This is a genomic window from Bacillus sp. PK6-025 (genome assembly GCF_056530265.1).
Map to the genome: position 1 here is coordinate 1436736 of NZ_CP096509.1, position 12844 is coordinate 1449579.

Consider the following 12844-nt stretch of genomic DNA (forward strand, 5'->3'; position numbering starts at 1 on the left):
GGAAACAAAGTCGTCAGTTCATGGATGTTCATCCATCGGCTTTGTTGGCATGATTTAATCAATGATAACCATGTCTAGCAAGACCTTTGCCTAATGTTGGCAGAGGTCTTTTTTGTTTTCTGAAAATACCCTGCTGCATTAGCGGGAATAAGAGAAAGAGACAATCACTTAGGAGGAATTATAAAATGGATGCAGCATTATTACTTGAATATGGTTGGGTTCTTCTCATCCTAGTCGGGCTGGAAGGTATTTTGGCCGCGGACAATGCCCTCGTCATGGCGGTCATGGTTAAACACTTGCCTGAAAAAGACAGAAAAAAAGCGCTCTTCTACGGGTTGGCCGGCGCGTTTGTGATGAGGTTCGGCGCTTTGTTTGCGATCTCTTTTCTTGTCAACGTCTGGCAGGTGCAGGCGATCGGCGCCGTCTATCTGCTTTACATCTCCATTCACCATATTTTGAAAACCCATGTTTTCAAAAAGGACGAAAAGGTGAAAGAGTCGAAGCAAAGCGGTTTTTGGCCGACGGTTATCAAAGTTGAGCTGGCGGACATCGCGTTTGCCGTCGACTCGATTTTGGCGGCGGTTGCGCTGGCTGTCACACTTCCGGCAACGAACCTGCCGCAAATCGGCGGACTTGACGGCGGACAGTTCATGGTGATTTTAGCCGGCGGGATTATCGGACTGATTATTATGCGTTTTGCTGCAAGTCAATTTGTGAACTTGTTAAAGAAACGTCCGAGCCTGGAAACGGCTGCTTTTCTGATTGTCGGCTGGGTTGGTGTGAAACTGACGCTCTATACGCTCGCACACCCGCAAATCAACATCGTCTCTGAACATTTTATTCATTCAGGTACTTGGAAGTTCATCTTCTGGGCGGTGCTGATCGCTATTGCGCTCGGGGGATGGTTTATGACAAATCCGAACAAACACGAGAATAAAGCTGCAGAGGAGTAAACAGCTTTCGCCAGACTGCCGGTCTTTCACCGGCGGTCTTTTTTGTTTGCCCGCACTGGGAAGCACCAGGGATGATTGCCCTAGTCCAACCGAAATAAGATTTCATTTTATTAACAGGCGTGTTACAAAAACGGCGGGAAAACCCCCTTAATCGTCAAACAGATCACGAATTGTTCTAGGAGATCAAACAAATCATTGTCACAATTGAAAAATTAGAAATGAATACCGCGTTTTCTCCTTTGCGAATCCCTATCAAATTAGCTATCATTAATGAGTAGTATAGGGAGGAACTGAGGTGAAACCAGTGCTTAGCCTTTTGTTTAAGACAGGAAAAAAGAAACAACAATCATTAGAAGAGTCTGTAATAAGCATACAAAAAGGAAATCAGCAGTTGCAAAACGAGCTTATCCATCAGTATAAGCCTTTTGTGGCTAAAACGGTTTCATCCGTGTGCAAACGATATATAGATGAAAAAGATGATGAATTCAGCATCGGCTTGATTGCATTCAATGAAGCCATTGAAAAATATTCTTCAGATAAAGGAAATTCTCTGCTGGCATTTGCAGAGCTGATCATTAAGCGCAAAGTCATTGATTATATCAGAAAAGAAGCGAGAAATGCCCAGAATATCAATATGGACATGCAAGAAGGAGAAGAACAGGAATCCTCTCAAAGCATGATTGAAGCGGAGCTTTCCATTCATGAATTCAACCGCATGCTCGAACAGGAGCAGAGGCGGGAGGAGATTTTCCATTTTAAAGAAAGGCTTAAAAGTTTTGGCCTGTCTTTTTCCGATTTGCTGGAGCATTCGCCGAAACATACGGATGCAAGGCAAAACGCCATCAAAGTGGCATATACGCTAGTCGAACATGAAGAGTTAAAAAAGATCTTGTTTGAAAAAAAGCAGCTTCCCGTCAAACAGCTTGAAAAGCTGGTGGCTGTCAGCAGAAAAACCGTAGAGAGAAACCGCAAATATATCATTGCTATGGCGATCATTATAACGGGCGATTATGTTTACCTTAAAGATTATCTAAAAGGGGTGCTCAATTCATGAGAAGAGGAATTATTGTAGAAAAAAATAAAAAATTCGTCACATTGCTAACCCCTGACGGACAATTTTTAAAAGCAAAGAGCACAGAGGAAGATTATGAAATCGGTCAGGAAATTGCTTTTCCCGCGGAGACAAGAATGTCGAGGAAGCGTGCGGGCTTTTTTGATCTGCTTTCGCTCCGTCCGCTGAAAGCAGGCGTTTTTTCAATCGCGGCGATCATGCTGCTCGCTTTCATGATCATCCCTGATGTTTTAAACAATAAAGCATACGCCTATATGACGATCGATATCAATCCAAGCTTTGAATTGACACTCAACAAAAACTGTGAAGTTATCGATTTGGTGCCGCTGAACGAGGATGGGAAGGACTTAATGAGCAGTATAGAAAATTGGGAAAAGTCTGACTTTAAAGAAGTGATCAGTGAAATTGTCGAAGACAGCGATAAGAGCGGTTATGTCACCGAATCAAAAGAAGTGCTTATCGCCACCGTATATGAAAACAATAAAGATGACACATATAAGGCGACGGTAAAAAGCGAAATCGATCATGTAGCGAAAAAATACGAGCAGCAGAACTATAAGATGGAAGCGGTGGAATCAGACCTTGATACGCGTGCAAAAGCACAAAAAGAAGGCATCTCAACAGGCCGTTATATCCGTTCCCACAAAGATGAATTAGAAGACAAAAACAAAGATGATGACAATGAAGATAACAAAGATGATCAAAATCAGGGAGAAGATACAGGAGAAAAAGAGAAAGCTGTGAAAGAAGAAGATCAGCCGGAACAACATATGGATGATGAAGAATCAGACACGGAAGATCATCCGGACGGCGAAAAACCTTCAGATCAAGATCACTCTCAATCTGATCAAGAAATGGAAAAAGAAAAGGAGTCAAAATCCCCTAATACCGAAAACCCTCAAGAACATAACCATAATGACAAAGACGGTCAGCAGTCGGAGGAAGGAACGCAGAGAAGCGGTTCCGGCACAAATCAAGAGAGCCCTAAAACTCCTTACCAAAAGGAGAAAAAACCTTCTGACCAAACAAATCAACAAGAATATCCGCCGAGCGGGCCCGGCGAATAAACCATAGGGTATTTATTTGTCAGTATGCCCATTCATTTGAGCTTGTGCCTGCTGTACAAGTCGTTTTGTCATTTCCCCGCCTACAGACCCGTTTGAGCGAGCGACCGAGTCCGAGCCGAGCTGGACGCCGAACTCCTGGGCGATTTCATATTTGAACTGGTCTAAAACCTGCTCTGCCCCGGGAACGACGAGTTTATTCGTTCTTGCCATGATTCTCAACTCCTTTTTCAATTGGTACTGCTTGTTTAGTTTGAAATGGACTGAGGCTTTTTATGCTGGCAATTGTTGAAGGTGTAAAAAAACGCCTGGCTCAATAGCCAGGCGCACCGGTCAGCGGCGATTACTTCATATCATATTTTAAGAAGACGCTGTCAATCATGGAATGGGCGGTCGCCTGTATGTGCGAAGCGATAACGGATAGCACAGTGACAGCGGTGATATCTCTCGCTTTGTTCCATTCGGGATCGGCCAGATCTTGATAAAAACCGCGGAGCTGTCCAGTCTGCTCGATGACGATTTTTTCGAGCGCCGATTCATTCAGCGTATAGTCTTTGATCCGGTACACATAATCGAGAACCCGCGCATACCCTTCATAAAAGCGCAGCGGACTCACCACATCATCTGAGCGGTCTGTAATCGTATTAAAAACCGTTGTTAAGATTGGACGGATCGTTTCGAAGTCATAAACCGATTTTAAGTCTCGTACAATGAGAAGGATGACGGCTTGGTCGATGGAATATTTTTTGCCGAGTTCCGGATGTCCCATCAAATCTTTTATATCGCGTTTGATCCAGTTTTGGATGGCTGTCGATTTTAAGGATGTCAGTTCGCACAAATTTCCAAGTTCAACAATTTCATTTGTGGAAAGCCCGTGTTCCGTTTTTGGCTTTTTTCGTTCGTACCGGACAATGAATTCGGGGATGTCCAAATTGTCTTCCGGCTCATCGTGCGCCAAATCGGCCGATCTCAAAAGAATCGCAAGCGGACTGACATCCAGCTGCCCTTTTAAAGCGTACATCAGTTTGGCCATTTCCAGGCGAGTCAGTTTAAAAGGTTTCATCATTCCACCTCATTATGTATTAAAATGAAATAGCAAACAATATAAACATTATCTTACGTCTTATCACTTGCATTTTCAATTCTATGCCGTATAATTTTATTATACGAGTTCATTTGATCTTATTATAACATGGAGGTAATCATGGGAAAAAGAATCTTTCTCTTTCTTTTATCGAACATTTTAGTCATTACGACGATCGGTATCGTGCTGTCCATTATCGGTTCGCTGACAGGCGTAGGCACGTATTTCACGGCTGGCGGCGGCATCGATATTGTTGCGCTTCTCGTATTCAGTGCGGTTGTCGGCTTTGTCGGCTCCTTTATGTCGCTTTTAATGTCAAGATGGATGGCGAAAATGGCGATGGGCGTTCAGGTGCTGAATCCTGATAAGCAAACGCTCAGCTACGAAGAGCAGCAGCTCGTTGACCGGGTATATAAGCTGTCCCGCGCTGCCGGACTGACAAAGATGCCTGAAGTCGGCATCTACAATTCACGCGAAGTGAATGCCTTTGCGACCGGGCCGTCCAAAAACCGCTCGCTTGTCGCTGTATCGACGGGTCTTCTTCAGGAAATGGATGACGACGCAGTGGAAGGCGTTCTTGCTCACGAAGTCGCGCATATTGCAAACGGCGATATGGTGACGATGACGCTCCTTCAGGGAATCGTCAACACGTTTGTTGTTTTCTTCGCCCGGATTGCGGCATGGGCTGTTTCACGCGTTGTCCGTGAAGAGCTGGCGCCGATCGTTCACTTTATCGCGGTCATCGTATTCCAAATCGTGTTTTCCATTCTCGGAAGCCTTGTCGTGTTTGCGTACTCCCGCCACCGCGAATATCATGCGGATAGAGGAGGAGCAGACCTTGCAGGCAAGGATAAGATGATTCACGCGCTCCGCTCGCTTGAGCAGTACACTTCAAGAGTCAAAGAAGAGCAGGCATCTGTTGCCACTTTGAAAATCAACGGGAAAAAGCACACATCGCTTTTCTCAACACACCCTGATTTAAGCGACAGAATCCGCCGTCTGGAAGCAAAATAATCAATATGCAAACCCCCTTTTTCAAGGGGGTTTGCTTTTTAAATTTAAAAATCGAAAATCGGCTGTACATAAGAGCATGTTTCCTTTAAAATGGAACACGTTATACACAAGAAGCGCAACTTTTGAATATTGAAAAGAAGGAACGATTATGAAGGTTTTATTGAAAAAACTACTGCGCGTGCTGTCTCCTGTACAGCTGATCGCGCTCTATTATTTTTTGGCGGTGACGGTTTCCGTTATATTATTAAGTCTGCCCGTTGCACACAAGAATGATGTGGAATGGTCATTTATCGATGCCCTTTTTACTGCGGTGAGCGCAGTGAGCGTAACCGGTTTGACGGTTGTTGATACAGCTGATACATTCAGCACGGCCGGAATATGGATTTTGGCGTTTGTTCTGCAGTTTGGCGGGATCGGTGTGATGGCGCTCGGAACATTCGTCTGGCTGATTTTTGGCAAGCGGATCGGTTTGAAAGAGCGCCGGCTGATTATGACCGATCAAAATCAATCCAACTTATCGGGCCTTGTCAAGCTGATGAAGCACGTGCTCGGCTTGATCCTGCTGATCGAACTGTTTGGCGGGCTGATTCTCGGCACTTACTTTTTAAAGTATTTTGATACACCTGGGGAAGCCTTTATACACGGATTTTTTACGAGTATCAGCGCAACGACCAATGCCGGTTTTGATATTACCGGCAACTCGCTGATTCCGTTTCAGCACGATTATTTTGTCCAGTTTATCGTCATCATGCTGTTGATTTTGGGTGCGATCGGCTTCCCGGTGCTGATTGAGGTAAAGGATTTTCTGCTCAGCAAAGAGCGCAAATTCACTTTCAGCCTGTTTACCAAACTGACATCAGTCACTTTTTTCCTTTTAGTGATTGGAGGCGCGATCGGCATATTCGCCACGGAAGCGCGCTTTGCCTTTTCAGGAAAATCGTGGCACGAAGTCATATTCTATTCGCTGTTCCAGTCGACGACGACCAGGAGCGGCGGACTCGCGACGATCGACATCAGCCAATTCACGCATACGACCATTTTGTTTATGTGCATGCTCATGTTCATCGGCGCTTCGCCAAGCTCTGTCGGCGGGGGCATCCGGACAACGACCTTTGCCTTAAACCTGTTGGCGCTGTATCACTTCGCGCGGGGAAATAAATCGGTGAAGATTTTCAAACGTGAACTGCACCAGGCGGACTTAATGAAGTCATTGATTGTGACGCTGATGGCGGTTATTCTCGTTTTCGGCTCGACACTCATTTTGACAATGACGGAAAAACATTCTTTGCTTGAACTGCTGTTTGAAGTGTGTTCCGCCTTCGGTACGACCGGCTTGTCGATGGGCATTACTTCAGATTTGAGCACGATCGGCAAAAGTGTCATCATCCTTCTGATGTTCATCGGCCGAATCGGCATTGTCACGCTGCTTTATTTATTCGGCAGAAAAGAAATCGAAGCGAACTACCATTATCCAAAGGAAAGAATAATTATCGGATAAGAAAGACAGTTTAGTTAAACTGTCTTTTTTTATGATCATAAAGTCGGTCGCTGTATTTATTTGTATGATATAATGCTTAAATGGCGGATTGAAAAAAAGGGGGAAGCAACGATGAAAATGAGAGTCATCCATTTGTTTATAGCCGCCGGATTTCTATTGCTCGCCGGAGCCTGTTCTAACGAGCCGACAGCAAAAGAAAGCATGGATCAATATGTAAACAAATGGAACGATCAAAAATTTGAAGAAATGTATGAACAGCTGTCGGCTGAAGCGCAAAAATCGATTTCAAAAGACGATTTCATCAAGCGCAATCAATCCATTTATGAACAGATCGGAGTTTCCGATTTGAAGGTTTCAGCCGTCGATAACGATGAAGATGAAAAAAATAAAGAGAAAAAAGATGCAGTGACAATACCGTATAAAGTCAGCATGAATACATTGGCCGGCCCCGTTTCTTTTGAAGGGAAGGCAAAGCTTGTCAAAGAAAAAAAAGACGGTGACACGTCATGGAAAGTCAACTGGAACCCATCCTTTATTTTTTCACAGCTGAAGGAAGGGGAGACCATCCGGATTACCGCCAAGGAACCAGCGAGAGGCATCATTTATGACAGAAACGGAAAGAAACTCGCTACGAATGCGACAGTGCCTGAAATCGGCGTCGTTCCGGGGCAGCTCGGAGATGATAAAGATGGTGTCATCAAAAAGCTCGCGAACATGCTTGACATGGAAAAAGAAGACATCGAAAAACAGCTGTCCGCAAGCTGGGTGACGGACGAATCATTCGTTCCCTTGAAAAAAGTGAAGCCTGGTAGCACAGAGCTTCTTAAAAAAGCGACCTCTCTTCCCGGGGTTTTGAAACAAGACACGCAATCAAGATACTATCCTTACGGTGAAAAAGCCGCACATCTTACCGGTTACATACGGCCGATTACCGAAGAGGAATTAAAGCAGAATAAAGAAGGCTACAGCGAGCATTCACTGCTCGGAATCGTCGGTCTCGAACACATTTATGAAAAAGAACTCAGAGGAGAAATCGGCTGGACGATTTCGATTCCTGAATCAAACGCGACGGTTGCCTCAAAGGATGCAAAAGACGGAAAAGACATCCATACCACGATCGATATCAACAAACAGGAAGAACTGTACAACCAGTTAAAAGATGACTCCGGTGCTGCCGTTGCGTTAGAGCCGCAGACTGGAGAAACGTTGGCGCTTGTCAGCGCGCCTTCATACGATCCGAACGGGTTTTTGTTTGGCTGGAAAAAAGGAGAATGGGAAAAACTCAACAAAGATGCGTCTGCGCCATTCACCTCTAAATTTAATAAAACCTATGCTCCGGGTTCAACGATCAAACCGATCACGGCTTCAATCGGTCTGAAAAATGACGCGATCAAAGCGGATGAACCTAAGAAGATCGAAGGGAAGGAATGGCAGAAAGATTCGTCATGGGGCGGATATAAAGTCACACGGGTTTCCGATCGATTAAGCGATGTCAACCTGGAAAACGCGCTGATCACTTCCGACAACATTTATTTCGCGCAGACCGCCCTTGACACAGGGAAGGATCAATTTGTCGAAGGCCTGAAATCATTCGGCTTCGAGGAAAAACTTGATTATGAATTCCCGACGAAGTCTTCCTCCATATCAAACGAAGGAATCGACTCGGATATTCTCCTTGCCGATTCAGGATACGGACAGGGGCAAATGCTGATGTCGCCGATACACCTCGCGGCAAGCTATACGCCTTTCTTGAACGATGGTAATCTGATCAAGCCGCACCTGATCAAAAAGGACGGCGAAGAGAAAGAAATATGGCATAAAAACGTACTGCCCACAGGCGGAGCAGAAGCGATTACAAAAGGATTGAAAGGCGTTGTAGAAGACCCTCGCGGCTCGGCTTACAAGCCGGTTGTCAAAGGGCTCACGATCGCAGGGAAAACGGGAACGGCCGAGCTGAAAACGAAGAAAGACGAAAAAGGTAAAGAAAACGGCTGGTTCACCGCTTATGATTACAAAAACAAAAACCTTTTAATCACGATGATGATCGAGGATGTGTCAGATCGCGGCGGCAGCTCATATGTCGTCAATAAAGTGAAAAAAGTGTTTAAATAAGCACCCTTCAGGGTGCTTATTTTTTTGCCGAAAACTGGATGTGTGGAATGTACGGAAACGGAAAGGATATGGATGAAACGAGAAAAGAAAGGAATGTCACCATGAAAAGAAAAGTTGCCAGAAATGAAGCGGCTCTTAACAATAAAACGCCTGCTGAAAGCATGCATGATCATCAATACATGACCCAATATGATGCCGAAAACGGAGACAGGGGCGCCAACCGCAACTCGAAACAAGGGAAGCAGGGAGAATCACGCCAATGAAAAAACATCAAAAAAGCAAGGATATGCAAAACCATAAAAAACCGATGAATCCAGATGTGCTTCAAGAGGAATTTTCAAACGAACTGGGCGATGTCAACGCCTTTAAATTGATTGATGTGATCGAAAACAATAAAAAGAAGAACAAAAAGGCGGACGGACAGCAGCGGGATAAAGATTAAAACTGCGGATCAAACGAGAAAGGTCCAAATCGGAAACGATTTGGACCTTCATTTATTTTAAATAAGGGTTATATCCGTTGTCTTTTTTCAACATCCTCATTAAATTCGTCATTTTCAATTCGATGAATGGCTGGGCGACCGTTTTCACAAATCCGCTTGATAAGCAGAAAGTTAAAATCGCCGTGGCGATGATTAATAGTGTCAGACTTTGATAATCGGCAAGCCATTCTTCCGCTCCCGTTTTTCTGAACGACTTGATGATAAAGCCGTGCAGCAGATAGACATAAAATGTGCGCGTTCCCCACAGGGTAAAGAAATACCGCCTTTCAGGCACAAGCGCCATGAACGCGAAGGTTGAAGCGAACGTGATGACGAGGAGCGCCACTCGGTTTAACCCGCTTTTTATCCCGACATCGCCGAATTCCGAATAGGGTTTGGACCCGAACAGCCAGGAGTAATCGAAGTCTACAAAAAAGTAGAAAACGAACGTTGCTGCTAAAACGGCTAGAGCGGCCTGCTTGCCTTTCCAGCCTCTCAGTATTTTAAAATGGTCTTTTTGCAAATAATAGCCCGCCAAAAAGACCGGGAAGAAAACAAACGTGCGGGACAGGCTGAGCGTGTTGCTGATCAAGTCGATATATCCGACAAGAACGGCGATCGCAAAGCTTGCGGCAAACGCCCATTTCGCCGGCAGTTTTGTGAATGGAAACAACAGGATATTCCAAAAGAACAGGCTCAGCAAAAACCAAAGCGACCATTGCGGTTCAATCGGATTTGCGGCCGTTAAGCTTTGATCATCGATAAAGGAATAAAACAGCGTATAGATTCCCTGGAAAATCAAATAAGGAACAATCAGCTTCCAGGCGATTTTTTTGACATAGCCGGGGCGGTTGAACCCTTTTGCAAAATAGCCTGATATGAGAATAAAAGCAGGCATATGAAACGTGTAAATAAATTTATAAATATGAAGCAGAGCATCATTATCATGAATATAGGACCTGATTATATGTCCGAATACGACGAGAAAAATTAATAGGAATTTTGCATTGTCGAAATAGCTGTCGCGCGAAGTCGCCATAACATCACCCTTTCACAAACATTTTCAGGAGACGCCGGTGCGGGAAGCGTCTGAACCCCGGAACATTCTTTCCGGAATGACGTCTTCCACCAGTCTGGCCTCATTTTAAAATTTTAAAATAGAAAGCATGTGTTTTCCTATGCATTAAGTCTTATTGTTAGGTCGATGTAATTGAACAGTAAGGAACTTTTATATCGTCATCTTCCTGTAAAATAGGCGGAAAGGTTGTAAAAGTTCGAAACAAATGAAGGAAGATTTTCCGGTTTGTAGAATAATTGGAGGACAGGTTTTCAAGAAGGAGTGTAATAAATGGAGGAAACTCTTGATTTGAATGAATCCTTAAATCTGCAAAACCAGCTGAACAGACTGAAGAAAGAGAACGCCAAGCTGAAAGCGGATTTGTATCAGTATGAGCTGCTGTTTAACGGGACGCTGGACGCTATTTTTATATTGGATAAACAGATGAACATCATCCAGGCGAATGATGCCGCCTGCAAAATTCTGCAAAGCCAAAAAAAGAATTTGCTGGACCGGTCGGCGCTCGACTTCCTGCACGCCGTCCCGCCGGATGAACTGAACCAGAGCATTCAACGCTTTTTGGAGCGGGGATATGCGAAAAAAGAAGTGGCCATCAGGCTTGACAACGGATCTGTCAAATATATCGAGTTTACTGCAAGCAAAGGAATCGGTGAAGACTGCTATTTTGTCGTCATGAGGGACATTTCATCGAAAAAAATATTGGAGCGGGAGCGCACCATTAATGAAAAGCTGTTTAAAGATTTGTTTCACCGCGCGGTTGAAGGAATCGTCATCTTTGATAAACAAGGCTGTTTCATCGATGCGAACCATTCGTTTTGCCAGAGCTTCGAAATTGAAAAAACAGAGCTTTCAAAACTGAAGCTGTCTCAATTCGTATCCCCTGAAAACAAGGGGCGGCTCGATAAAATCTGGAATGCTCTTTTCAGAAGAGGGAAAGCAAAAGGGGAGCTTCCTGTCCGGCTCAGATCAGGAGAAGACCGGCTGTTTGAGCTTACGATAACCTCGAACATTTTAAACGGCTTTTACATGTCGATTATGAGGGATATTACCGAGAAGCGCTCGATGGAAAAACAGCTGTTTAAAAGCGAAGAACGCTTTAGAGAAGTCTTTGAAAATGCGATGGATGCCATTATACTGATGAATAACGACGGCCGCATCGTCAAAGCGAACCAGTCGGCCTGCAAAATCTTCGAACTGCCGATGGAACAGCTTCTCAACAAGAAGATGACCGATTTTATTGATCAAACCGATCAGAGGTACCATGCCATTCAAAAGCAGTATGATCAAAAAGGGGAAATCCGGGCGGAACTGCTGTTTCGTATGGCAAACGGACAATATAAAGAGCTTGAGTTCACGTCAAAACGGATCATGTTCGACAGCCAGGACCTAACCATTTTAAGAAATGTCAGCGACAGAAAACGAATGGAACAAGAATTGCGGGAAAGCGAATTGAAGTTCAGAAAAGTATTCAACGGATCAATGGACGGAATCGTTCTTTTCAACAACCAGTACGACATTATCGATGCGAACCCCCTTGCCGGAAAAATTCTCAGCACCCCTCTTGAACAGCTGAAAACGTCCAATCTACTTGATGTCATCTCCGGCTATCATATAGAAAACGCAGCTTCTCCCGCTAAAACGATTTCCTTAGAAGAAATGGACAATGACATCCCATTCCTGCTGAGCGACCAAAAACGGATTCTTGAATTTTCATTTAAAAGAAATATCATTCAAAATATGAACTTGGCGATGCTCAGAGACGTGACAGAACGAAAAGAGCTTGAAGAGCGGCTCCGCAAGTCTGATACCCTTCACGTCGTCGGCGAACTCGCAGCCGGAATTGCCCATGAAATCCGCAACCCGATGACGGCGCTAAAAGGATTTATCCAACTGCTGAAAGGCAGCATCCAAAATGAGGATCACGCGCTTTACTTTAATGTCATCACATCAGAACTCAAAAGGATTGAATCGATTATTACGGAGTTTCTCATCCTTGCAAAACCGCAGGCGATTATGTATGAAGAAAAAAATATCGTCAAAATCATGCAGGACACAATGGATTTGCTGCACGCACAGGCAAACCTTGACAACGTTCAGATGCATCTGAAGTGCGAAGGCGGCATTCCGCTGATTTATTGCGAGCCGAATCAGCTGAAACAGGTATTTATCAACATTTTGAAAAATGCGATTGAAGTGATGCCTGACGGAGGCAACGTATATGTGTCGATCAAACCGAAAGGAGACGACCATATCATTATCTCGCTTGCTGACGAAGGAATCGGCATGACAGAAGACAAATTGAAGAGGCTCGGCGAACCTTTTTACACGACAAAAGAACGGGGCACTGGACTCGGGCTCATGGTCAGTTATAAAATTATTGAAGAGCATAATGGAAAAATCGAAGTTGAAAGTGAAGAAGGGAGAGGCACGACATTCCATCTGACTCTCCCGATCAGACAGCATCATGAGGAGGAGGCTTAATCGCATC

Annotated in this window: 12 protein-coding genes; 9 read left to right on the top strand and 3 right to left on the bottom strand. The window is 44.5% G+C overall.

Going from position 1 to position 12844, the window contains the following annotated elements:
- Window positions 1-185: 185 nt before the first annotated feature.
- From M1D67_RS07310 to M1D67_RS07320, 3 genes are all read left to right on the top strand, one after another.
- A complete protein-coding gene (locus M1D67_RS07310; RefSeq protein ID WP_020451122.1) occupies window positions 186-953 on the top strand; it encodes a TerC family protein in 768 nt (255 codons plus the stop codon).
- Window positions 954-1248: 295 nt separating this feature from the next.
- Window positions 1249-2007 (top strand): RNA polymerase sigma factor SigI, encoded by a 759-nt coding sequence (gene sigI, locus M1D67_RS07315; RefSeq protein ID WP_023856784.1) that lies wholly within the window; start codon window positions 1249-1251, stop codon window positions 2005-2007.
- Entirely contained in the window at window positions 2004-3092 is a 1089-nt protein-coding gene (locus M1D67_RS07320) for an anti-sigma factor domain-containing protein (protein ID WP_065643306.1), read from the top strand. The genes sigI and M1D67_RS07320 overlap by 4 nt, the downstream gene beginning before the upstream one ends.
- 12 nt (window positions 3093-3104) lie before the next feature.
- Here M1D67_RS07320 and M1D67_RS07325 read toward each other — a convergent pair whose 3' ends face one another.
- A complete protein-coding gene (locus tag M1D67_RS07325; RefSeq protein ID WP_020451125.1) occupies window positions 3105-3302 on the bottom strand; it encodes an alpha/beta-type small acid-soluble spore protein in 198 nt (65 codons plus the stop codon).
- 130 nt (window positions 3303-3432) lie between these two features.
- The gene (locus M1D67_RS07330) at window positions 3433-4152 is read right to left on the bottom strand and encodes a DUF1836 domain-containing protein (RefSeq protein ID WP_224145982.1); all 720 of its coding nucleotides are present in this window, start codon (window positions 4150-4152) and stop codon (window positions 3433-3435) included.
- A gap of 141 nt (window positions 4153-4293) precedes the next feature.
- On the opposite strand from M1D67_RS07330, the gene htpX reads away from it, so the two are divergent.
- From htpX to M1D67_RS07355, 5 genes are all read left to right on the top strand, one after another.
- Entirely contained in the window at window positions 4294-5187 is an 894-nt protein-coding gene (gene htpX / locus M1D67_RS07335) for a protease HtpX (protein WP_020451127.1), read from the top strand.
- Window positions 5188-5335: 148 nt separating this feature from the next.
- Window positions 5336-6685: a TrkH family potassium uptake protein gene (locus M1D67_RS07340; protein ID WP_025811989.1), complete on the top strand. Its 1350-nt coding sequence runs from the start codon at window positions 5336-5338 to the stop codon at window positions 6683-6685.
- 111 nt (window positions 6686-6796) lie between these two features.
- Window positions 6797-8797, top strand: a complete 2001-nt coding sequence (locus M1D67_RS07345; protein ID WP_020451129.1) for a penicillin-binding transpeptidase domain-containing protein — start codon at window positions 6797-6799, stop codon at window positions 8795-8797.
- Window positions 8798-8844: 47 nt separating this feature from the next.
- Window positions 8845-9060, top strand: coding sequence for a hypothetical protein (locus M1D67_RS07350; protein WP_161517298.1), 216 nt, complete (start codon window positions 8845-8847; stop codon window positions 9058-9060).
- Window positions 9057-9239, top strand: a complete 183-nt coding sequence (locus tag M1D67_RS07355; RefSeq protein ID WP_020451131.1) for a hypothetical protein — start codon at window positions 9057-9059, stop codon at window positions 9237-9239. The genes M1D67_RS07350 and M1D67_RS07355 overlap by 4 nt, the downstream gene beginning before the upstream one ends.
- Before the next feature lie 52 nt (window positions 9240-9291).
- Here M1D67_RS07355 and M1D67_RS07360 read toward each other — a convergent pair whose 3' ends face one another.
- A complete protein-coding gene (locus M1D67_RS07360; RefSeq protein ID WP_020451132.1) occupies window positions 9292-10317 on the bottom strand; it encodes an acyltransferase family protein in 1026 nt (341 codons plus the stop codon).
- Between the two features lie 309 nt (window positions 10318-10626).
- Here M1D67_RS07360 and M1D67_RS07365 point away from each other — a divergent pair, with 309 nt between their 5' ends.
- Window positions 10627-12837, top strand: a complete 2211-nt coding sequence (locus M1D67_RS07365; RefSeq protein WP_020451133.1) for a PAS domain-containing sensor histidine kinase — start codon at window positions 10627-10629, stop codon at window positions 12835-12837.
- The last annotated feature ends 7 nt before the right edge of the window (window positions 12838-12844 follow it).